Below are 22,835 nucleotides of genomic sequence, written 5' to 3'. Positions count from 1 at the left end.
AAGGGCGCGGCGATCGCGGTTGCGGAGGTGCTCGATTACGCCTCGCAGCCGCCGCAGGTGCGTGAAGGCGTCATGCCGCGTGCGGGCAAGGCCGGGAGACCGGCAACGGTGTGAAGGCGGCTTCGGCCGCTGGCAAGAACAACAAACGTGAGAGAAACGGGTAATGGCGACGATCAAGGATGTGGCGGCCATGGCGGGCGTGTCGTTCACCACGGTATCGCACGTAGTCAACAATACGCGACCGGTATCGGCCGACGTGCGCGCGAAAGTCGAGCGCGCGATCAGTCAGCTCAACTACGTGCCGTCGGCCGTGGCACGCTCGCTGAAGGCGCGCTCGACGGCCACCATCGGCGTCGTCGTGCCGAACAGCAGCGATCCGTACATGGCGGAGCTTGCTCGCGGCATCGAGGACGGCTGCGCGCGCGAAGGCTACTGCATGTTCTTCTGCAATTCGGACGACGATCCCGCCAAGCAGCGCAACTACCTGCGCGTGCTGCAGGAAAAGCGAACCGACGGCCTCATCATCGCTTCGGCGGGCGAAGATGCCGTGCTGGCGCGCAATCTGGCCGACGCGCGCGAGCCGATCGTCGTCGTCGATCGCAATATCGAAGGGCTGTCCGCCGACCTCGTGCAAATCGATCACGAACGTGGCGCCTACCTGGCAACGCGCCACCTGCTCGAACTCGGCCACGTCAGAATCGGGTGCATCACGGGGCCCGTGTCCACGGCGGTGAGTGCCATGCGCGTGCACGGCTTCATTCGCGCCATGGCCGAGCGCGGCATCGAGATCGAACCGGCCGCCATCGTCGAAAGCGATTTCTCCGGGCCGGGCGGCCAGGATGCCGCCGGGCGGCTTTTCGACACGGTTCGGCCGACGGCGATTTTCGCCTGTAACGACATGATGGGCATCGGTGCGCTAAGGGTTGCGGCCGAGCGCGGCATTCGCATACCCGAGCAGTGCTCGATCATCGGATTCGACGACATTGCGCTGTCGGCTTATACCTACCCTGCGCTTTCGACGGTGGGGCAATCGGTGCGCGCGCTTGGCGCAACCGCTGCCGAGTTGCTGATCGGCCGCATCAACGGCTCCGTGACGGGGCCCACGCAGCGGCGCGTCGTGTCGCCGCGGCTCGTGCTGCGCGAATCGACGGCCGTCTATCCGCCCACGGGTACTTAAGCAGACTCGAGCGCGCCTGCGGGCGCCGAGCCCGCCACGCCGGCCGGTCCGGCGGGTCCGCCGATCGGACCGCGAAAAGAGGCGCGCCGGCGATTGCCCATACCACCCCGAACGCCCCCCGCCTTTTGCGCACATGCGCGTCTGCGGGTTTCCTCGGGGCCTTCCCGCCCCCCCGCCGCATCAAGCGCATCATCCGTCACGCCGTAAACACGCTCATGAGAGCAGTACATTCATGCCCGTGAATTAGGGGGCGAACGAGTGCCTGCCGGCCGGCTTGCCGAAAAGTTGTAACGGATGCCTACAACCGTAGACGGAACAGCAACGCCGCACGTATACGTCCGTATCGGGTGGACGAAGACGCAGGCACCGAGCATCTCCGTATCGGGGAAGCCAAGCCGAATTGCCGCCATGTGGGAGAAAGGCAGTGCTACGAGATTGCAGGGATCGGTACGAGCGTGCCCCGAACACCCGGCGCGGGGAGAGGGATGCCGTGCGACACGTGTGCCACACCGTGCGCGGGGCCTTCGTTGCGGACGAAGATTGTAGGCCAGCATCGCGGTCTCTCCAAGTTAGTAGTCGCTTGGACAACGGAAGCCGTGAAAAATAATTTAAAAGGGTTTAGGATGAATTCGAGCGAGGTCGTTTCGGTATAACGTTCCGTAGACGGCATCGATCGCATACTTCGGCGAGGAGGTAGCATGGATATTTACAGCAGCTTCGCGAACCGCTTCGAAAAAACGCGAGAAGAGGAGCTCTCGCTCGAGGAGTACCTCGCGCTCTGCAAAGACAATCCCGCCGCGTACGCTACTGCCAGCGAACGCATGTTGACGGCCATCGGCGAGCCGGAGCAGGTCGATACCCGCAACGATCCACGGTTGTCGCGGATCTTCGCGAACAAGGTCATCAAGGTCTACCCCGCGTTCCGCGAGTTCTATGGCATGGAAGACGTGATCGAGCAGGTGGTCTCGTACTTCCGGCATGCGGCGCAAGGGCTCGAAGAGAAAAAGCAAATTCTCTATCTGCTTGGTCCGGTGGGCGGCGGCAAGTCGTCGATCGCCGAGCGCCTCAAGCAGTTGATGGAACGGGTGCCGTTTTATTCGATCAAGGGTTCGCCCGTCAACGAATCACCGCTCGGCCTCTTCGACTACGAAGAAGACGGCCCGATTCTCGAAGAGCAATACGGGATTCCCCGCCGCTACCTGAAGAGCATTTTGAGCCCGTGGGCCGTAAAGCGGCTGCACGAGTACAACGGGGATATCCGCAAGTTCCGCGTCGTGCGGCGCTATCCGTCGGTGCTGCGGCAGATCGGCATCGCCAAGACCGAGCCCGGCGACGAGAACAACCAGGATATCTCGTCCCTCGTCGGCAAGGTCGATATCCGCAAGCTCGAGCAGTACGCGCAGGATGACGCCGATGCCTATAGCTACTCGGGCGGCCTGTGTCTCGCGAATCAGGGCCTGCTCGAATTCGTCGAAATGTTCAAGGCGCCGATCAAGGTGCTGCATCCGCTGCTGACCGCGACCCAGGAAGGCAACTTCAAGGGCACGGAAGGTTTCGGCGCGATTCCGTTCGAGGGCATCATCCTCGCTCACTCGAACGAATCGGAATGGAAGACGTTCAGAAACAACAAGAACAACGAAGCGTTGCTCGACCGCATCTATGTCGTGAAGGTGCCGTACTGCCTGCGCGTGTCGGAAGAGATCAAGATCTACGAGAAGCTCATCCGCAATTCGTCGCTCGCGGATGCCGTCTGCGCGCCCGGCACGCTCAAGATGATGGCGCAGTTCTCGGTGCTCACGCGGCTTCAGGAGCCAGAGAACTCGAACCTCTTCTCGAAGATGCAGGTGTACGACGGCGAGAATCTGAAGGACACCGATCCGAAGGCGAAGTCGTATCAGGAGTATCGCGACTACGCCGGTGTGGACGAAGGCATGAACGGCGTATCGACGCGCTTCGCGTTCAAGATCATGTCGCGCGTGTTCAACTTCGATTCGACCGAGGTCGCGGCCAACCCCGTGCACCTGATGTACGTGCTCGAACAGCAGATCGAGCGCGAGCAGTTCCCGCCGGAGACCGAGCAGAAGTATCTGTCGTTCGTGAAGGATGTGCTCGCCTCGCGTTATGCGGAGTTCATCGGCAAGGAGATCCAGACCGCTTACCTCGAGTCGTATTCGGAGTACGGACAGAACATTTTCGACCGCTATGTAACCTACGCCGACTTCTGGATCCAGGATCAGGAATTCCGCGACCACGACACGGGGGAGAGCTTCGACCGTGCCGCGCTCAACGCGGAACTCGAGAAGATCGAAAAGCCGGCCGGCATCAGCAACCCGAAGGACTTCCGCAACGAAATCGTGAACTTCGTCCTGCGGGCGAGGGCGGCGAATGGCGGAAAGAACCCGGCGTGGATCAGCTACGAGAAGCTGCGCGTCGTGATCGAGAAGAAAATGTTCTCGAACACCGAGGAACTGCTGCCCGTCATTTCGTTCAATGCAAAGGGTTCGGCCGAGGAGCAACGCAAGCACGAAGACTTCGTCAATCGGATGGTGGCAAAGGGCTACACGCCCAAGCAAGTACGCCTCCTGTGCGACTGGTACCTGCGTGTACGCAAGTCGTCGTAACGGGAGCAGCAGCACCCGGGCAGCCACGGCCGCCGCCTGCGCGAAAGCGCTCGCGGCGGACCGCCGGGCACGACGGGAATAAGGCCCGTCGGCACCCGGCGCAGGCTGCGCGAGTGCGACGCGGTGCGCGAAGCGCGGTGCAGGCATGGCGCCTGCACACCGGCTACGCGTGTCGCTTTCGGGAATCAAGAGCGGGAGACTGGATGTGCTTCATCAAATCATCGACCGCAGGTTGGCAGGGAAGAACAAGAGCATTGCAAACCGCGAACGCTTCCTGCGTCGCGTGAAGAACTATATTCGACGTGCCGTATCGGAAGCGGTGCGCGACCGCAGCATCAAAGACATTCAGAACACGCAAAGCATCACGATCCCGCGCAAGGACATTGCCGAGCCGATGTTCCGCCACGGGCATGGCGGCAAGCGCGAAATCGTCCACCCCGGCAATGAAGACTACGTGCGCGGCGACAAAATTCCACGGCCGAACGGCGGTGCGGGCGGCGGCGGAAGTCAGGCCAGCAACGAGGGCGAAGGGCAGGACGATTTCGTCTTCGAGCTGAGCCGCGAGGAATTCATGCAGTATTTCTTCGACGATCTCGAATTACCGCGGCTCGTCAAGACTCACCTCCTCGCGGTACCGACCTGGAAAAACGTTCGCGCGGGCTGGGCAGCCGAAGGCACGCCGAACAACATCGACGTGGTGCGCTCGCTGCGCAGCGCGCTCGGCCGGCGCATCGCGCTCGGCGCGCCGCTCGTAAACGAGTTGCGCGAGCTGGAGCAGCAGTTGGAGGTGCTCAAAAACGAGCCGGGCGATCACGGCGACGAAATCCGGCGGCTCGAGGAAGACATTCATCATCTGCGCGGGCGCATCTGGCGGATCCCGTTCATCGATCCGTTCGATCTGCGCTACATCAACCGCGTCAAGCAGCCGCAACCATCGAGCCAGGCGGTGATGTTCTGCCTGATGGACGTCTCGGGCTCGATGGACGAGCAGCGCAAGGACCTCGCCAAACGGTTCTTCATCCTGCTTTATCTCTTCCTCAAGCGAAACTACGAAAAGATCGAGGTGGTCTTCATCCGTCACCATACACGGGCGGAGGAAGTGGACGAAGATACGTTCTTCCATTCGACGGAAAGCGGCGGCACGGTGGTATCGAGCGCGCTCGAACTCATGCGCAAGATCATGGAAGAACGGTACTCGCCGACTGAATGGAACATTTACGGAGCACAGGCTTCCGACGGCGACAACTGGACTGACGATTCGCCCAAGTGCAGGCGTATCTTGCAGGATGACATCCTGCCCAAGACCCGCTACTTCGCGTATATTCAAGTCGCTCCGGAGGAGCAGAATCTCTGGCTCGAGTACACTCAGTTGGCGATGACGCAGCCGGAGCTCGCGATGAAGAAGGTCGACACCGCGGCCGATATTTACCCGGTGTTCAGGGAGCTGTTCGAAAAGCAGGTGGAAGCGGCATGAGTACTAAGCATCTGCATAACGAAGCGCGCGGATATCAGCCGGAGAAGCGCCGCAAGGGCGATCGCGGTGGACATGGCCGCCCGTCGCACGAGCACGCGAAACATGCCGATGTCGATCCGGCGCGCGGCCAGGCCGAAGCCCCCACCGTGGAGCAAAGGGAACCACGTATGACCGTCGCAGACCGTAGACCGCTGCCGTGGCCTTCGGATTGGACGTTCGAGCTGATCGAGGAATACGACACGCATATTTCGCATGTCGCCGAACAGTACGAGCTCGACGTCTATCCGATTCAGCTCGAACTCATCAGTGCCGAACAGATGATGGACGCCTACGCATCCGTCGGCATGCCCGTCAATTACCGCCATTGGTCGTTCGGCAAGCACTTTCTGTCCACGGAGAAGAGCTATCGCCGTGGTCAGATGGGGCTCGCCTATGAGATCGTCATCAATTCGAATCCCTGCATCGCGTATCTGATGGAGGAGAATACGATGACGATGCAGGCGCTCGTCATCGCGCACGCGGCGTACGGGCACAACTCGTTCTTCAAGGGCAATTATCTGTTCCGCCTTTGGACCGACGCGCACGCCATCATCGATTACCTCGTCTACGCGAAAAACTATATCGCCGAGTGCGAGGAGCGATTCGGTCTCGATCGCGTCGAGGAACTGCTCGATTCCTGTCATGCGCTGATGAACTACGGCGTGGACCGCTACAAGCGCCCGCAGAAGCCTTCTCTTGCGAAGGAGGCATCGATGCGCCGCGAGCGGGAGGCCTATTTGCAGTCGCAGGTCAACGAGCTTTGGCGCACATTGCCCGCCAAACCCGCGCAGCAGGCCGAAGAGGAGGAGGAGCGCTATCCTCCGGAGCCGCAGGAAAACCTGCTTTACTTCGCCGAAAAAAATGCGCCGCTACTCGAGCCGTGGGAGCGAGAGGTCATCCGCATCGTGCGCAAAATAGGGCAGTATTTCTATCCACAACGCCAAACACAGGTGATGAACGAAGGATGGGCAACCTTCTGGCACTACACATTGCTCAATACGATGTACAACCAGGGGTTGCTCGAAGACGGCTTCATGATGGAGTTCCTGCATTCGCATAGCAATGTGATCTATCAGCCGCCCGTCACGAAGCCGTATTACAGCGGCATCAATCCCTACGCGCTCGGGTTCTCGATGATGAGCGACATCCGCCGCATTTGCGAATCGCCGACCGATGAAGACCGCAAGTGGTTCCCCGAAATCGCGGGCTCGCCATGGCTGCGGACGCTGCACTATGCGATGCGCAACTTCAAGGACGAGAGTTTCATTGCCCAGTATCTGTCGCCGCATCTGATCCGCGAAATGCGGCTTTTCTCGGTGCTCGACGACGATACGCGCGATGCGCTCGAGGTGGCGGCGATCCACGATGACAGCGGCTACCAGCACGTGCGCCAGTCACTGTCGCGGCAATACGACATGCATCACCGCGAACCGAACATCCAGGTGTGGTCCGTCAACACGCGCGGCGACCGCAGTCTGACCCTGCGCCATTTCATGAGCGACAATCGGCACCTTTCGGGCGATACCGAGGAGGTGCTCAAGCACATGGCGCGGCTCTGGCAATTCGATGTCTACCTGGAAAGCGTGGACGAAACCGGCACGATCAGGAAACGATACGAGTGCCCCTATACGGCGCCCGCGCTGCGGCTCTGAACCACGTTTTCACGCGCCGGCCTCATCACCATCACCGCTACCGTGCGCGCGCTCGAGCAGCGCGCGCACTTCGTCATCGGTCGTTTGCCGGAAATCTTCGTAGAACTGCCCAACGCTGAAGAAGAGGGCGGGCTGCGCGATGACGACGAACGCGTCCACAACGTCCGCGAAGTCCTTTGCCGCCCCGGGCGGGGAGACGGGCACGGCGATGATCAGACGAGCCGGATGGCGTGCCCGCAGTGCGCGTGCGGCGGCTTGCATGGTGGCGCCGGTGGCAATGCCGTCGTCCACGACTATCGCCGTTTTTCCCTCGATAGGCACCGGTCCGCGGTTGCCGCGATATAGCACCTCGCGCCGCGCGAGTTCGGCTCGCTCGGCGGCGAGCACGGCGGCGAACTCCTCCGGCGACACCTGCGCTGATCGGACGATCTCGTCGTCGACGAACTGAGCGCCGTCCGGCCCAATGGCGCCCATCGCCAGTTCGGGCTGACTTGGTACGCCGAGCTTGCGCACAGGCAGGACGTCGATTGGCGCACCCAGCGCCCGCGCAACCTCGCACGCGACAGGAACGCCGCCTCGGGCAAGCGCGAGAACGACGGTATTGCCGCCACCGCCATAACCTTGCTGCCGAAGGCGATCGGCCAACATGCGGCCCGCTTCCGAGCGGTCTTTGAAAAACGATTCCATCATTTGCGTGCAATGCCATTGAATAGACGCCGACCCGGCATGCTCAGAGCGCGTCGTGAAAGATGATGCCGAGCGTATGCCGATGCCCCGAGCGTATCCGGCTCACGCCGTGCCTCATATTCACCCGATAAGCGCCCCGCGAACCTCGCACGGGACGGTGGTGAACCGCGAAGATGACCGCATCGCCCTCGCTCAGGGGGACGACCTCGGCGCGCGACTGCATTCGCGGCCGCTGCTCGGTCAGCACGAACTCACCGCCCTCGAAGTCCCGGCCGGGCCGCGACAGCAGAATCGCAACCTGGAGCGGAAAAACACATTCGCCGTAAAGATCCTGGTGCAAACAATTGTAGTCGCCCTTTTCGTATCGAAGCAGTAGCGGCGTGGGGCGACTTTGCCCCGCGGCGCGGCATCGGCGGATGAACTCCGCGTGCGCGTCTGGATATCGGGTTTCACTGCCCTGTAGCGCATTCCACCCGTTGGCCACGGCAACGAGGCGGGCATAGAGCGCTGTCCGCAGGGCCTGAATGAGCGCCGGCAACGGATACGCGAAATATTTGTATTCCCCCCGACCGAAGTTGTGCCGCGCCATGACGATGCGGCTGCGGAAGAACGCGTCGTCCTCGTAGGAAGACACGATCGCACTGCATTGCGCGCCGCTCAGAAGACCGCGGACTACCGCGAAGCCGGCTTCGTCGAGGGAAAGGCCGAGCGCTTGCCAATCGAGCGCAGCTACGCGCTCGACAGCCGCCCCGACCGCCGCGCCCCGGCTCTCGTGCGTGTGCCCGTGCGGCGCGTCGGACAAAAAATGGAACATGGTCTGCGGGGAGGAATCCATGGCCGAAGGCTCCGGGAATGATCTGATCTCCACACTAACAGCGGCGTCGGGAAGGCACCCTCCGAATCTTGCTCTTTCTGGCGACAGCGGGGAAGGCAACTGCTCAAAGCTCCGTGCCATCACCGAACGCGTGTAGCACGCCAATGCAAAGGCAATCACAGTGCGAAGTCGCATCGCCGATATGAAAGCGTATTGCTCCCGGACAGAAACCTGCAATCTTGCCACCGCTGTTGGCGCGCTTTAAAGCGCGTAGTCGCATATGTGCTATTTGCGCAAAAAAATAGAACCAATCGTGCATTTAATGAATTGGATTCATGCAGTAACTTAGCAAGTCGTCCAATACTCAGATTAGGAGATCGCACCATGAGCAATTACTCTTTTCCGCCGCATGCCATAGCACGTGCCGCTTCGGCGAGTCAACAGAAGACCGAGGCAGAAGCCCATCTGCGAATGAAATGTGCGCGACAATTACGGTGCCTCTTCAGCGTGGAACACAAGTTGTCCAGGGTTGTTTGGACGGCGACTCGTCGTGCCGCCGGCACTATGCCCACCGCCATCGGGAGCAGCGCCGGGTCTATCGATCCGGCTCAGCCTAACGGCGATTTTTCCACCGTCAACCTACCGGCCGTACGATCAATATGCGCAACAATCTAGATGACGTCGGGACGCGACTCCGTCGCGTTCGTAATGAATTGAAAGAGACCCAGGAGGTCTTCGCTCAGCGCGGAGCGGTCACGCAAAAGTCGCAGGCGAATTACGAAAAGGGACTTCGGACGCCCAATACTCGTTATTGGCTTTGCCTCTTCGCATCCGGAATCGACATTCTGTATGTGCTGACGGGAGAAATGGCGGGTGAAAAATTGACTCGAACAGAACAGCGGCTTATTCGTGAGATCGGAAAGCTCGATGGTCGCCAGCGGGAGCTTTTTGTGATGGCCATGATCGAGTTGTTGAAGACCTCGCGTATTTAGAATCTTTGGGTCCGTGGCAGTCGTGCATTCCGAGCGAATCGGCATGCTGACACGGCGCGCGCATTCTCAAAAATGGGGCCACGGGCCTGCCTCCGGACCCTATCTGCGCTACCTGCCTTGGCCGGCTGTCGGATCGGTCGTAACCCTTTAGTCTCTCGGAGAACAACCTATGGCCTTCCAGCCAGACCACGAACACACGGAAACGTCGGGCGTTGAAGTAACGATCTCGCAAACATCGATCGATGCCGACAGTGTATCGATTACAGCCTACGCCGTCGGGGAATCAGGCGCATTGATGGAGCCGGCTTACGACTCGATCGAATTGGAGGAAATCTCTATCAGGGTCAAGATCGAGCCGCTCAAGCCAGGAGAATTCACGCTGACGATCAAGGCGGACCTGCTGTGCGAGTTCGAGCGTGCCTGACGTGTACCCGCCGGTCAACGTCTCCGACGCGGCCGCAATCGCTTCGAACATGGAAATTCAGGAGAAGGAATGCCAATCAGGGTCGTTTCAGCTGACAGTCAGCCGATCGTGAACATTGGTGTCGGCGAGGTGCTTCGACAGTACGAAGATATCGACCTTGTCGGCACCGCGATCGATAGTGAGGGAATCCTCGAACTCGCCGCCCACCATACTTTTGACGTTCTAGTCACAGATTCCCATGCAATTCGCGCAAGGTTGGATTGCTGTCAATCGGTCATCCCGCTCATTCGCCTTCATTGTCCCGAACTGAGGATCGTCGCCCACGGCGGGATGAGTCACCTTGCGCAGTTGGCCGCCATGGAGCGCCGCGGAATCAACGTGCTTTTGCACCGCAACGATACGGTCCGGCACTTGGCGGACGCCGTCAACGCAGCGTATATCAAGGCGCGCTACTTTTCGCCGTCGTTAGCGCATGCGCAACCGGCTGCGTGCGAAAGTAACCGCGCTCATCCAGCGCTGACTCGTCGGGAAAGGGAGGTGCTGGCGCTTCTGTTGTCCGGCCGCACGGTATGCGAGGTTGCGAACGCGATCCATAGGTGCAAGCAAACGATAAGTGCCCACAAGGCGCGCGCTATGGCCAAACTCGGCGTGGCGAGAGACGCCGATCTGTTCCGCCTCGCGTATGAGGATGGTTTCCTCGCCTTCTGCCTGTCGCCGCAGGACGGCGACCGCTTATGTGTTCCGGCGTGCCGCACTGGAGGAACATCCGCTCCTTGAGGAAGGGCCGCCCGTGCGCGATGCTTGCGGCGCCGACACAGCCATCGCGCACGAGCGTAATCACTGTTTCGACGGTAACCGAAACGTGTGTGGCGCTCGAGGCGAAAGCCGTTGCCGAATGCCGTGGCCGCGCCGGATCACGCATTTCGCGGCTATGACACTGCCTGTATCCGCGGCGAATCCCATCGGCGCAGCGCGGTTTTGGGTGGCTGGCCTCCGCCGTTCGAAGACGCAGTCCATCCGCCACCCAGCGCCTTGACCAGTTCGATGGAGTAACGGTATTGGCTCCCTATGTTCTGAATGCAATCGATCCGGCTATCGAGCAGTCGCGCCTGCACGTCGAGCATCTGCAGTGGCGACTTCAAGCCCAGTCTGCATTGGGTCTTCGTGGCCGCCACAATATCGTCACGACGAGATGTTTCAGCGGATGATCGTTCGTATTTCTCCCTGAGATCGCGGAGTGCGTAGAAATTTTCGATGATGCCGTCACGAATCCCGATCACTTCCTTGCGGCGATCGAGTTCGGCTTTCCGATAGGCATCGATCCTGGCCTGCCGGTCGATATACCAATTCGGAAGATTCAACAGGTTGACGGCAAACCGGGCGCCGACCGTCCATATCGGCCCTACCCAAGCCAACGGGAAGAGCGAGACATCAGATAGAAGACCGGTTGCGAAGAAACTCGGAAGAGGAATGAGATCCATATATTTGCTCTTTACGTTTTCCGCCTCGAGGGCGGCATGGAGTGCGCTCAAGGCCACCGGTGGCGACTGCCTCGAAAGCGACGTTCCGTTGATTTGGGGTACCGGGGGTGGGGCGAGCGGCAACGTGGAAACAGTCGTTATGCCGGACGGATACCCTCCCAGAACCATCAGCAGTTCGTGCTCCTCCTTCCTGCGATCCCGCGTGTTGTCCAAAACCGCTTGCCGCACACTGGACACCTCTTCTCGACGCCGCGCCAGCGCACCCGGTTCAGACGCGCCGAGCGCAGCGCGTCGCTCTTCCAAAGCGAGCGCTTGTTGCACAACGGTACGTTTCGCGTCGAGAAGTTCGCGAGTGCGCGCGGTCGCTCTCAGCGCAAAATAGATGCGGACGATCGAAGCCTGAATGTCCAAACGTTGTTGGAAACGGGTGGCAATGGCTGTTCGCCTGCTTATCGCGCTGCTGGAAACCGCGCTCCACCCACTCCCGAAGATGCCCAAGATCGGACTTGCGTCGAATTCGAGGCGCGGCAGCGCAATCTCCGGCGTACGCTCCACCTTTGCGCCGGAGTCCGCGTTGCTCCCCTGCTTACGTTCTGCTTTCAAGCTGGCGCCTGCGCTGATCGTCAGCTTCGGCAGGTACCGGAATAACCGCGCGTAATTCGAACGAGCGATCGAGGAAGACGCCGACGCTTCCTGGGTGACGCGTTCGATCGAGGGTTCGAGTTTGGCCATCAGCGCGTCGAGCTGATCGTCATGGTAGTTTTTCCACCACGCCATGTCCGGCGACAATTCGAACCGCTCGCCCTTGAAGGATGCGTCCGACGGTTCGGCGATGACGTTGCCCACCGGAGGCGCGTCCGGCGCCGACGGGCAGATCGTCGTGCAGGCCGTGGCGAAGCTCATACAGGCGATTAGCCACACGGCCCTGCGTTTGCAGAGGAACAGTGTTTCCATCATGGAATCAACCTCGCGTCAGCGCGTCGATGGGGTCGAGCCGTGCCGCCTTGCTCGCAGGGTAGATGCCGAACAGGAGCCCGGTGAATATGGCGCAGACAATGCCGATCGCTAGCGTATGGACGGACGGAACGAGTTTCATCCCGCCGCCGACGGCCGGCGCCACCATGCCGACACCGTACGAAACGGCACATCCGAGCAGCCCGCCGATGGCGCACAGAAAAGCAGCCTCCATAACGAACTGCAGCCTGATATCGGCGGGCCGAGCCCCGATCGCTTTCCGTATTCCTATATCTGAAGTGCGATTGGAAATCGAAATAATCATCGCATTGCAGATGCCGGTGCCGCCGACGACAAGACTTGCAAGTCCGATGGCAACCAGAAACATCGTCATCGCGTATGCCGCCTTGCGGAGGGTGCGCGCAAACGCGGTAGGGTTGAATACGTCGAAATCACGACTGCCGTGCCTCGAAGACAGCAGGGCGGTCAGCGGCCGTTCAGCGGCGTCTGTCGATACATCCGCGCGAACCTTTGCCAGGAGAACCGACATCCCGGGCGATCCGGATATGCGCGTTCGCATCGTCGTATATGGCAGGTACACTTCTGCGGACGGCGGCTGATTGCCCACTGTATCCGCACTTTTAACCACGCCCACGATTGTGCATGGTGTGCCGTTAACGAGGATCGTCTTGCCGATTGAGGCGAGTGCGTCACGAAACAGCTTCTTCTGCGCGGACTCGTTCAGAACGACGACCCGCGCTGCGTCGCTTACGTGCGCACCCGAAAACAGTACCCCTTGCTTCAAACTCAGATTTTGGATCTTGAAGTAGGGCGGCGCCACCCCGATTCCTGAAACCTGCACGCGCGTGGCGCCATCGCTTATGGCGACGTCCTTGGACTGACTCAGAGAAGCACCCTCGACGTAGGGCGCGTCGGAAACCGCTACGGCGTCTTCGCTGGTGAATGCGCGTCCTTGAGGCCGGCCGCGCGCGGATGAAGAGAAAAACGTTATCACATGCGTGTCGAACGGTTTCATATCGGCAAGTGTGTCATTGAGCATCGACTCGCCTCCCGCCTGAGTCAGCGAAAGCGATGCTATTGCGATCGAAACGCCGATGATGGTCAGCCATGAATAGAGGCGATGAAAGAGGAGATTGGCAGCTGCCATTCGACCGATCTCGATCCAGCCAGGGGACTGCTGCCAGTTCGGGATGTCGCTGGCTCGTTGCCGTGCGTGCGCCCGGCCATCCGGCTCCGGCGCGAGCGAGCCGGGTTGCGTCTCGTCGCAGCTTGGCGGCCGGGCCACTTGCCGCCGGCCGGCTGCGCGATGCTCGCCCCGGTACCGGTCCGCGACGATGCGGCCTCGGGAGACCTCGATGGTCCGGGTTGCCTGCGCCGCAATCGACGGGTCGTGGGTGACGAGAACGACTGTGCGGCCTTCCTTGTTCAATCGATGTAGCGTGCGGATTACCTCCTGACTGTTATCGGGATCGAGCGCGGCCGTTGGCTCGTCCGCGAGAATCACGCGGCATTCGTTCGCCAGTGCCCGGGCAATGCAGACTCGTTGCTGCTCCCCTCCGGAGAGCTTCGATGGGAAGTTATTGGCCCGGTGCGAAAGCCCCAGAGAAGCCAGCAGCCTGGAGGCGAGGGCCTTTCGCTGACTTCTCGGCCGGCATGCGTAAAGCGCGGGAAGTTCCACGTTTTCCGCGGCCGTCAGCGAAGGGATGAGGTGATAGCGTTGGAATACGAATCCAAAGGTGCGGCGCCGCAACGCGGCCAATCCATCTTCGGACAGCGTCGCGGCATCGACGCCTTGAACTTCGTAGCTGCCGCTTGTCGGTCTATCCAGACATCCAAGTACATTCAGCAACGTCGATTTGCCGGACCCCGAGGCCCCGATGATTGCGACGAACTCTCCGGCCTCGATATCCAGGTTGATCTCGTCGAGAATGTCGACCTGGCCGTGCTCGGAGAGGAAAGAGCGCGTCACGTTCCGGACGCGGAGCAAGGGCTGCGTCATCTGACTATCCCTCCGCCCCGGTGCGAGCGGGCTCGCTTTTATCGACGATGATCTTTTCACCATCGCGCAGCCCGCTCAGAATTGCAGCGAATCGTTCGTTGCGCACGCCCAACCGGATCTTTCTGGGGTAGACGCGCCCGTCGGACGACAGAACGCGAATGTTCGAGGTGCCGTCGTCACCTATTTCACTCAATGCGATCAGCGGTACCGCCAGCGCGTTGCGGACCTGAGCCACCGTGATGTGTGTCTGAACCGTCATGCCCGCGCGAAACATGCGGTGATCGTTATTCACATCGAACGTCACTTCGTAAAGCGCGGGGTTGCCGTTCCCGGCGTCTCTGGTTCCTGGCTTTGCATCGTAGTCAGCCGATATCAAAGCGATCGAACGCAGCTTGGTGTGATAGCGTTGTGACGATTGCAGTGAAATCGTAAAGAACGCCTCCTGCCCGGGTTGCAGAAGCGCCACATCGCTCTGATTCACCAGTGCGCTGAGAGTCATCACGTCAAGCTGTGCGATCTTGACTACGGGGGTGTCGTTTCCGGCATTCAGCATCTGACCTCGCAAAAGGTTCATCGAAACGATCTGCCCGCTCTCGGGTGCGGTAATTCTCGTGGCGTCGAGTTTTTGCTGGCAGGCGCTGATTTTGGCCCGGGCCGCCCGCAGCCTGGACTCGCGGTCGATCACATCTACCCGAGCCCGCTGGGCCGCATCCTTCGCGTCGTCGTACTCCTTTCCAGAGGTTGCATTCGCATCGAGGAGGATCTTTTGATTGGCGAGACTTCTTCTCGCACGCTGCAGCGCGGAAAGCGCCACTTGCATGTCGGTTTGGTCCCGTTTCAGTTCGGACTGTGCCGCAACGAGCTCGTTGTCGGCAGCGGCGGGATCGATCTGGGCGAGCAATTGCCCGCGCACGACGGTATCGCCCGGCGCGGCAAATACTGCAGTCACGCGCCCCGATGTTCCTGCTTTGACATCCATCATCACTTTGGGCCTCAGTTGGGCCGTAGCGAGCACGACCTGCTGGATATCGGCGTGCTCGACAGAGACAACGGCAAACGGTGGATCCTTTGGCTTGGTTGCCAAGGGGCTGAGCAAAATCGCCATCAAGGGAATTCCGGCCAGTACGGCGGATCCGATGAGCCAAGATCGGTACGAGAGTTTCATGCGAAGCAGGCTTGTTACGAAGAGCGTCGTCGGATAGTCATGATCCGGATGTTTCGGGGCTCATGAAAGCTGACGCGACTGGATTACCTGGCGACGAGGTAGAAAGTCGGTCAGCCGAGTGAGGAGAGGATGGAAGCGGCGGGGCGCGGCCGGATCCGGCCGTGCCAGGAAGAAGAATTTGAATTGGCCTAAACCGGCGCTTGATAGGCCGAGAGAAGGGCCGAAAGAAGGGCCGAGAGGCGGGCTGATAGACGGGCCGGTCGCCTGACCGGCTCCATCGGCGGCCGAAGAGGCATGTCACGCGAGGGGGGGCGCGGGTCCATGCCCCCGCGCAAACGAGCGGGGAGAATCCTACGCGGTTGGCAAGCCGCGACTTATGACGCCCGGCCTCAGATGCGGGAGCCTGTTGGCGCGAGCGACGGGTAGTCGATCAGCCCGTGCGCGCCGCCGCCGAACAGCGTGTCGCGGTCGTGGCGAGCCAGGTCCGCGCCCGAACGCAAGCGTTCAGGCAGATCGGGGTTCGCGATGAAAGGGCGGCCGAAAGCAATCAGGTCGGCCCATCCCGCGACGATGGCTTCGCGCGCGCGCTCGGCTGTGTATTTTCCCGCGTAGATCAGCAGGCCCGGGTAGGCTCGACGGATCGCCTGCTTGAATTCGACAGGCATGTGCGGTGCATCGTCCCAATCGGCTTCGGCGATGTGGACATAACCGACGCCGATTTCGGCCAAGTGCCGGACTGCCGCCACATAGGTGGCCTCCGGGTCCGCATCGACGCAGCCGTTCAGCGTCGTCAATGGGGCAAGCCGAATGCCGACGCGGCGCGCATCGCCGGTTCCCTCGATCAGCGCGCGGGCGACTTCGTCGAGGAAACGCAGACGGTTCTCGAGCGATCCTCCATATTGGTCGGTACGGTCGTTTGCACCTGAATCGATGAACTGATTGACGAGATACCCATTCGCTGCATGCAGCTCCACACCGTCGAAGCCGGCTTGCATGGCATTGCGTGCGGCGTCGCGAAACTGTCCGACCACCTCGGCGATTTCGGCCACGCTAAGTGCCCGTGGCACCGACGCCTGCACGAACCCCGGTATGGCACCCGCGCCATCCGCGATGAAGACGTTGACGCCCTTTGCCTGGATAGCGGATGACGAAACAGGCTGCTCGCCGCCCAGCAAGCTTGTATGGCTCAGCCGGCCGACATGCCAGAGTTGCGCAAACATGCGCCCGCCGGAGGCATGCACCGCCGCAGTCACTTTGCACCATCCCTCGGCTTGTGCACGCGTATGGATTCCCGGCGTCCAGGCGTAACCCTTCGCAAGCGGGGAAACGTACGTGCCCTCGCTGACGATGAGTCCGGCGCTGGCGCGCTGAGCATAGTAGGTCGCCATGAGGCTGTTGGCTTCATCTCCGGGCTGTGTCGCGCGCGAACGCGTCATCGGGGGCATGACGATCCGATTCGGCAGCAAGAGTTCGCCGAGCCGGATCGATTCGAAAAGCGGGTCGTTCATTTGATAGGTTTCCGTGTTTCGCTTGCGGCACGTGCGCCACAGGCATCAGTTGCTTGCGATCGCTCGATGGGGGGAGCGCGGAACGTGGGGCCCATCAATCCCACACGGGTGCGAGGCCGTCGGGGCTGACTTCGCGGCCGTTGCGTTCGAGCGCCGCGATTCTGTCCATCTCGTCCGCGGTCAGCTCGAGATTCGCTGCGAGCTGATTACTTGCAAGGTTTTCGCGCTTGGTCGACGAGGGAATCACGGAATATCCGAGTTGCAGCGCCCACGCGAGCGCAACCTGTGCCGGCGTGGCGCGACGTTGCCGCGCAATATCTGCGATGACGGGATCGCCAAGCACCTTGCCGTACGCGAGCGTCATATACGACGTCACGTGAATGCCTTGTTCGCGCAGGAATGCCACGAGCTTGCGATTTTGCAGATACGGACTCAACTCGATCTGATTGGTGGCGATGTTGTCCTTGCCAATCGCATCGATGGCCTCTTTTGTCAACGCGATGCTGAAGTTGGAGATGCCGACGAGTCTCGTGAGGCCCATCGTCCTGGCCTCGAGAAGTGCGCCCATATACTCCTCGAGCGGCACGCCGTTGCCGGGCGCCGGCCAATGGATCAATGTCAGGTCGGCATAATCGGTGCGCAGCTTCGCCAGGCTGTCTTTCAGGCTGGAAACGAGGCGGTCGCGCGAATAGTGGTCGACCCAGATCTTGGTCGTGAGAAACAACGAGTCGCGAGCTACACCGGATGAGGCGATGGCTTGGCCGATATCCGCTTCGTTTCCGTAGATTTGCGCTGTATCGATGGCCCGATAGCCGAGTTCGAGGCCGTGGCGAACCGAGTCGATGACAGTTTGCCCTTTCAGACGAAACGTACCGAGGCCGAAGGCGGGAAGGGTGTTCGTACCCATGATGGTATTCCGTTGTAAATATTGAGGACGATGAAGCCGGGAAGCCAATGCCGCGGGATTCGATCGACATTGGCCTCCCGGCTCAATGGGCCAGCTCGGCGGCTGCGGCGCCGCCCATCGTCGACGCCGCGCGACGATCGAGCCGGCCGCTGAAAGCGGTCAAAGCGAACGCGACCAAGGTGACGGCTGCGGCGATCCACGGAGTGTGACCAAGACCGAGGCGAGCCACGATCAATCCGCCGAGCGAAGAGCCGCCGGCCACGCCGAGATTGAATGCCGCGATGTTCAAGCCCGAGGCGACGTTTGCCGCCTGCGGCGCCAACGTCTGCGCCTGCTTGACGACATAGACCTGGAGGCCGGGAACATTGCCGAACGCCACGGCGCCCCAGGCGAGCATCGTGAGGACGGCGAGCCATGCGTTGTGCGATGTGAACGTGAACGCGAACAGAACCGCCGCAAGCAGCAGGAAAATGCGCTTGAGTGCCTTGACGGGGCCGAGGCGGTCGGCCAGCTTTCCGCCCCAGACATTGCCGAAGGCAACGGATACACCGTATGCCACCAAGACCATGCTGACCGCGGCGGGCGAAAATCCGGTGATCCGCTCGAGAATCGGTGCCATGAACGTGAATGCGATGAGCGACCCACCGTACCCGACGGCCGTCATCGCGTAGACGAGCAGCAACCGCGGCTGGACGATGACGCGCGCCTGCTCGCGGAGCGAGGCGGGCTGCTCGCGCGGCAGTTTGTTCGGCATGAAGATGGCGGCGCCCAGCAATGCGAGGAGCCCGAGCGCGGCCACGACGAGGAACGTCACGCGCCAGCCGAAATGCTGACCGATGAGTGTGCCGAGCGGGATGCCCGCGACGAAGGCGACGGTCATGCCGCTGAACATCGTGGCGATCGCGCTGGCGGCTTTTTCTTTCGCTACCAGGTTCGTGGCGATGATCGAGCCGACGGAGAAAAAGACGCCATGCGCGAGCCCGGTGACGATCCGGGCCATCACGAGCGATTCGTACGATGGCGCTTTCCATGCGAGGGCGTTGCCTACGGTGAACAGCGCCATCAGCGTGACGAGCAACGCTTTACGTGGCACGCGGCCCGTCAGGGCCGTGAGGAGCGGGGCGCCGACAGCCACACTCAAGGCATAGAGGCTGACGAGCAACCTGGCCGACGGCAGGCTGACGCGCACGTCGGTGGCGATCGTCGGTATCAGGCCGACAATGACGAACTCGGTGGTTCCGATGGCGAATGCGCTGAGCGTCAGCGCGAAAAGGGCAAGAGGCATGGTCGTTCACCCATCCGGATATTCAGTTGACGAACGAAGTGTGCCTACTTTACTTTTGCAGAAAAACCGATCCCCAAATGAAACACTTTTGATTTCGAATCAAATATGAAAGTGACACTCGACGAGTTGCAGACGTTCGCCACAGTCGTGGATACCGGTTCGATCACGTCTGCGGCCGAGCATCTCGATCTGACGATTTCGGCCGCCAGCCGGACGCTGGCAAGGCTGGAAGAGAAGTTGCAGACGACGCTGCTGCGCAGAACGACAAGACGGCTGGAATTGACGGAGGAAGGCAAAGCTTTCCTCGAAAGCGTGCGCGGAATCATCGATGCCGTCGAGACGGCGGAGGAGCAACTGGCGGTGCGCCGCGAACGGCCCTCGGGGCGTTTGCGGGTGGATGCGGCGACACCGTTCATGCTCCATGTGATCGTTCCGATCCTGGGTGGCTATCGAGCCCGGTATCCGCAGGTCGAACTGGAACTCGTGAGCAACGAGGGCATCATCGATTTGCTGGAGCATCGCACCGACGTGGCGATCCGCATCGGCAAGCTGAAGGACTCGACGCTGCACAGCAGGCCGATCGGCAGCAGCCGAATACGGATCCTGGCCAGCCCCGAATATCTGAAAACCCGCGGTCATCCCCGGCACGCCGGCGATCTGGCGAAGCACACCCTGCTGGGATTCAACCAGCCGGAATCGCTCAACATATGGCCGATACTCGGCTCCGACAACGAGCTTTACCGGATCACGCCCGCGATTTCGTCTTCCAGCGGCGAAACGCTGAGACATCTCGCGCTCGAGGGGGCGGGCGTCGTCTGCCTGTCCGATTTCATGACAGCGCAGGACCGCCGCGAGGGGCGGCTCGTACAGATACTCGCCCGGCAGACGCAGGAGGTCAGGCAGCCGATCAACGCCGTGTACTACCGCAATACCACGATATCTGCGCGCATTGCTTCCTTTGTGGACTATCTGGTCGACGCAGTCCGCGCTACCGAATTCGCGCGGTAAGTTTCATCGACGGCCAGATCCGGATGCCGGTTCCTAGCGGGCAGCCGTGCCTAAGTGATTTGACATAACTCGAAGGGCGCCTTCGATATCCCGAGTCGCGGCGCCGATATCAAGCTGTCTATCAGATGGGCAGGGGAGCCGCTGACGAGCAAGGGAAGCTTTACGACGAAGTTGAACATAGCGGCTCGCCCGACGTTCTGACGATTCGCGCAAAGTCGGCCTCGATGACGAACACCATGCACGAGCGGCGCGAAAAGAGCTGGCTGGCTTTACGACACAGCTCGCGCTGGAGGTTCGCGACGAGCCGACCACCGACCGGCACCGCTCGCACTTTCGCAAGTCGGACAAGTGAACCCGCCGGCGTTCCTGGCTGTGCCGCGGCATCGATTTGATACCATACCGGCAGCCGGAAAACTGGCAGACAAAAATCACTGAGAGGGCCACAGCATGGATTGCGCAACATTCTCGAAGAAGTTTCAGGAAAATATGAATGCGCTGGGGTTGCCCGCCCCGCAAAGCTTGTTTTCGTCGCTGACAACTGCGCTCGGCAACCTCACTGCGCTCCTCGGGGCGTTCGATGCAGTGGGGCCAACCGCGACAGTGGAGGAGATTCTGAAAGCGACGACGTTGAAGGAAAAACTTTCGGTCGGGGGCCTCATGGCTGCGTCGTACTATATCGGCGCCACCATCGGTAGCATTCTCGTCGCTGCACAAGCAGCGGAGGCCTGCAAAGACCCCTATCGGAATAATCTGTCGGTACAGCGATACCGCGCCTTCTGGATCTGGCTTGCGAGCCGCGGCGTAATGGTTCCGATCGATTTCCAGATATTTGTACAAAACAACCCGGAAGTGATAGACGACAGCCCGCGCCGTCAGTCGTATGCGATGCGCGCGCGGCAGCACGGAGCGAAGCAATGAACTGGATTGGCGACAAAATCGCGCTGCTGCTCGTTGGCACGGCCTGCGCAGCGGGAGCGTGGGCCATTCTTCACTACTCGGGCGAGTGGTTTTTTCCTGCCATCACGCTGCTGACTGTCGTTTCAATGTTCTTTGAAAATCGGCGCCTGCGGGCGCTGCTTCGAAAGCATGACATTGACCCGAGAAGCAAGTGAGAACGCCGCGTAAGGCTGCTCGGCGTCATTCGCGAGGGCGATAGGCCGGAGGCCCGATAGCCGACCATAACGGGCCGCTGCGCCACAGGCGCGGCAAATCGCGGGAGAGAAGGCACCATTGCGCCAAGACCACCGCGAACGTTCCGTCGTGCTTCGCTCTTCGAACCTTGTCGACGACGTTCCAGCCTCGGACATAAAGCACAAAGCTTCGTTGGCTCAACAAGTAATGAGACGCGTGCACGCCGACCCATGCGAGCATTTCATCGGGCGACACATCGGGCGGCTCGGCTAGGATGATTTGACATAACGCGAATTATCGACGTTTCACCTGCAGGTCCCAGGTTCAGATGTCCGCTTTTAGCTAAGTTCAAATGCCCGCTTACGTTCAGGCGCGCCGATACACCGATACGCCGATACTAATGGCAACCTACACGGACTGGATCGTGCCAAACGAACGGACAGCACCCGGGCCCAGCACGGTCGACTCCGAGGCAACTGGCGGCATGTTATGGGCGGACGAATTCGACGCCGTGCGCGCGGAGCCATAAGCGAGCGCCGCTCCCGCCATCCATGACAGCGAAGACGCCGTGCCGTACCACGCCGCGCTCGCCGTATCCTCCTGCGAAGACGCACGCACGGATGCCGCCGACAACCCTGCCGCAGCGAGATTCGCCACCCCGCTTGCCATCTGCAGCCCGCGGCTCACTTTATTGCGCGTGGTGTCGAAGGCGGCGTGCGCCATGCTCGTGAACGCACTCAATCCCCATGCCGCGGAAGACGCGTAGCCGAGATTGGTCTGCGTGCTGTCCGTATTGAATACCGCCGCCGTACTCAATGCGCCGGCACCGAAGTTGAGCAGATTGGCGGCGCTTGCCAGCCGGCTCGCCGGCTGCGTATTGCCCGCTTCCGACATCGCGGCGCTCCCGCCCCAGAGCAGCCCACTGACCGCACCGGTTACCGTCGATGCGACCGACCCGGATGAAACCCTCGACGCCGCCAGTGAAGCGCCCGCCGCCAGCGCATCGACGGCGGGAGCGAATTTGCCCACCTTCTGCCGCATGCTCTCCGTACTTGCCAGCTGTTGCGGCGACGATCGCACGACCGGATCGGGCACCGCGGAAGGTTGGACTATGTCGATCGCGACATTGTCGGCAGTATGCCTGACCGGACTGCCGCTGTTCGATGGCGGCATCGCGGACAGAGGCTCCCCGCTTGGCCGGGACGGCGGCGCATGCATCTGCGACAGCGGGTTCGTGTTCTCCTGCGGCTTGGGGCTCTGAGCCATCGGCGACAACTCCCGGCTCGCCGAATGTACGCCACGTTCCGATGGCTGCACGCGCCCGCTGCCTACCGCTCCGTGCCCCGGATCGAAGCGCCGCGTCGGCGGCTCGAAAACAGGATCGGAAAGCGCATTGAGCGGCCCCGGGCCGACCGGTCCACTGCCATTGGAATGCCGCATGACACGCTCCTGATAGCACGGTATGCAGCGATTCAATTCAAGGTTCGTGCCATCGC

General features: G+C 61.1%; 19 protein-coding genes and 1 pseudogene. 11 read left to right on the top strand and 9 right to left on the bottom strand.

From position 1 onward, the window contains the following. Nucleotides 1–163: 163 nt before the first annotated feature. From U0034_RS00500 to U0034_RS00485, 4 genes are all read left to right on the top strand, one after another. Nucleotides 164–1,177, top strand: coding sequence for a LacI family DNA-binding transcriptional regulator (locus tag U0034_RS00500; RefSeq protein WP_085230437.1), 1,014 nt, complete (start codon nt 164–166; stop codon nt 1,175–1,177). Nucleotides 1,178–1,875: 698 nt separating this feature from the next. After that, nucleotides 1,876–3,798 (top strand): PrkA family serine protein kinase, encoded by a 1,923-nt coding sequence (locus U0034_RS00495; RefSeq protein WP_085230436.1) that lies wholly within the window; start codon nt 1,876–1,878, stop codon nt 3,796–3,798. A 205-nt stretch (nt 3,799–4,003) separates the two neighbouring features. Then, nucleotides 4,004–5,272, top strand: coding sequence for a YeaH/YhbH family protein (locus U0034_RS00490; protein WP_085230435.1), 1,269 nt, complete (start codon nt 4,004–4,006; stop codon nt 5,270–5,272). Then, nucleotides 5,269–6,963: a SpoVR family protein gene (locus U0034_RS00485; RefSeq protein WP_085230434.1), complete on the top strand. Its 1,695-nt coding sequence runs from the start codon at nt 5,269–5,271 to the stop codon at nt 6,961–6,963. Before U0034_RS00490 ends, U0034_RS00485 begins: the two co-directional genes overlap by 4 nt. Nucleotides 6,964–6,972: 9 nt before the next feature. Here U0034_RS00485 and U0034_RS00480 read toward each other — a convergent pair whose 3' ends face one another. Together U0034_RS00480 and U0034_RS00475 are read right to left on the bottom strand one after the other, a co-directional pair. Further along, entirely contained in the window at nt 6,973–7,650 is a 678-nt protein-coding gene (locus tag U0034_RS00480) for a phosphoribosyltransferase (protein WP_085230552.1), read from the bottom strand. Between the two features lie 43 nt (nt 7,651–7,693). Next, a complete protein-coding gene (locus U0034_RS00475) occupies nt 7,694–8,485 on the bottom strand; it encodes a 2OG-Fe(II) oxygenase (protein WP_386092058.1) in 792 nt (263 codons plus the stop codon). A gap of 638 nt (nt 8,486–9,123) precedes the next feature. On the opposite strand from U0034_RS00475, the gene U0034_RS00470 reads away from it, so the two are divergent. From U0034_RS00470 to U0034_RS00460, 3 genes are all read left to right on the top strand, one after another. Continuing rightward, nucleotides 9,124–9,456 carry a helix-turn-helix domain-containing protein gene (locus U0034_RS00470; protein WP_085230432.1) on the top strand — a complete coding sequence of 111 codons (333 nt, stop codon included), beginning with the start codon at nt 9,124–9,126 and terminating at the stop codon, nt 9,454–9,456. Between the two features lie 169 nt (nt 9,457–9,625). Further along, on the top strand, nt 9,626–9,880 hold the full coding sequence (locus U0034_RS00465) for a hypothetical protein (RefSeq protein ID WP_085230431.1): 255 nt from the start codon (nt 9,626–9,628) through the stop codon (nt 9,878–9,880). A 69-nt stretch (nt 9,881–9,949) separates the two neighbouring features. Then, the gene (locus U0034_RS00460; RefSeq protein WP_085230430.1) at nt 9,950–10,657 is read left to right on the top strand and encodes a response regulator transcription factor; all 708 of its coding nucleotides are present in this window, start codon (nt 9,950–9,952) and stop codon (nt 10,655–10,657) included. 152 nt (nt 10,658–10,809) lie between these two features. Here U0034_RS00460 and U0034_RS00455 read toward each other — a convergent pair whose 3' ends face one another. The 6 genes from U0034_RS00455 to U0034_RS00430 all read right to left on the bottom strand — a co-directional run bounded on the left by U0034_RS00455 (nt 10,810) and on the right by U0034_RS00430 (nt 19,200). Beyond that, nucleotides 10,810–12,318 carry a TolC family protein gene (locus U0034_RS00455; RefSeq protein WP_085230429.1) on the bottom strand — a complete coding sequence of 503 codons (1,509 nt, stop codon included), beginning with the start codon at nt 12,316–12,318 and terminating at the stop codon, nt 10,810–10,812. A gap of 4 nt (nt 12,319–12,322) precedes the next feature. After that, entirely contained in the window at nt 12,323–14,335 is a 2,013-nt protein-coding gene (locus tag U0034_RS00450) for an ATP-binding cassette domain-containing protein (protein ID WP_158243591.1), read from the bottom strand. A gap of 4 nt (nt 14,336–14,339) precedes the next feature. Continuing rightward, on the bottom strand, nt 14,340–15,500 hold the full coding sequence (locus U0034_RS00445) for an efflux RND transporter periplasmic adaptor subunit (RefSeq protein ID WP_085230427.1): 1,161 nt from the start codon (nt 15,498–15,500) through the stop codon (nt 14,340–14,342). Nucleotides 15,501–15,889: 389 nt separating this feature from the next. Further along, nucleotides 15,890–17,008, bottom strand: coding sequence for an alkene reductase (locus tag U0034_RS00440; RefSeq protein ID WP_085230426.1), 1,119 nt, complete (start codon nt 17,006–17,008; stop codon nt 15,890–15,892). A gap of 94 nt (nt 17,009–17,102) precedes the next feature. Continuing rightward, a complete protein-coding gene (gene dkgB, locus U0034_RS00435; protein ID WP_085230425.1) occupies nt 17,103–17,915 on the bottom strand; it encodes a 2,5-didehydrogluconate reductase DkgB in 813 nt (270 codons plus the stop codon). Between the two features lie 82 nt (nt 17,916–17,997). Further along, the gene (locus U0034_RS00430) at nt 17,998–19,200 is read right to left on the bottom strand and encodes an MFS transporter (protein ID WP_085230424.1); all 1,203 of its coding nucleotides are present in this window, start codon (nt 19,198–19,200) and stop codon (nt 17,998–18,000) included. A 105-nt stretch (nt 19,201–19,305) separates the two neighbouring features. Between U0034_RS00430 and U0034_RS00425 the strand changes: the two genes are divergently transcribed. The 4 genes and pseudogenes from U0034_RS00425 to U0034_RS00410 all read left to right on the top strand — a co-directional run bounded on the left by U0034_RS00425 (nt 19,306) and on the right by U0034_RS00410 (nt 21,320). Next, nucleotides 19,306–20,208, top strand: a complete 903-nt coding sequence (locus tag U0034_RS00425; protein WP_085230423.1) for a LysR family transcriptional regulator — start codon at nt 19,306–19,308, stop codon at nt 20,206–20,208. A 66-nt stretch (nt 20,209–20,274) separates the two neighbouring features. Continuing rightward, nucleotides 20,275–20,471: pseudogene (locus U0034_RS00420) on the top strand (phage late control D family protein); the annotation flags it as partial. A gap of 223 nt (nt 20,472–20,694) precedes the next feature. Next, complete coding sequence (locus U0034_RS00415; RefSeq protein WP_139831221.1) at nt 20,695–21,126, top strand: hypothetical protein; 432 nt, start codon at nt 20,695–20,697, stop codon at nt 21,124–21,126. After that, nucleotides 21,123–21,320 carry a hypothetical protein gene (locus U0034_RS00410; protein ID WP_085230421.1) on the top strand — a complete coding sequence of 66 codons (198 nt, stop codon included), beginning with the start codon at nt 21,123–21,125 and terminating at the stop codon, nt 21,318–21,320. The genes U0034_RS00415 and U0034_RS00410 overlap by 4 nt, the downstream gene beginning before the upstream one ends. 427 nt (nt 21,321–21,747) lie before the next feature. On the opposite strand, the gene U0034_RS00405 is transcribed toward U0034_RS00410, so the two are convergent. Then, the gene (locus U0034_RS00405; protein WP_085230420.1) at nt 21,748–22,779 is read right to left on the bottom strand and encodes a hypothetical protein; all 1,032 of its coding nucleotides are present in this window, start codon (nt 22,777–22,779) and stop codon (nt 21,748–21,750) included. Between the last annotated feature and the right edge of the window lie 56 nt (nt 22,780–22,835).

The sequence above is a fragment of the Trinickia caryophylli genome, assembly GCF_034424545.1.
Classification (GTDB): Bacteria; Pseudomonadota; Gammaproteobacteria; order Burkholderiales; family Burkholderiaceae; genus Trinickia; species Trinickia caryophylli.
This window is presented reverse-complemented; position numbering and strand designations above follow the sequence as displayed.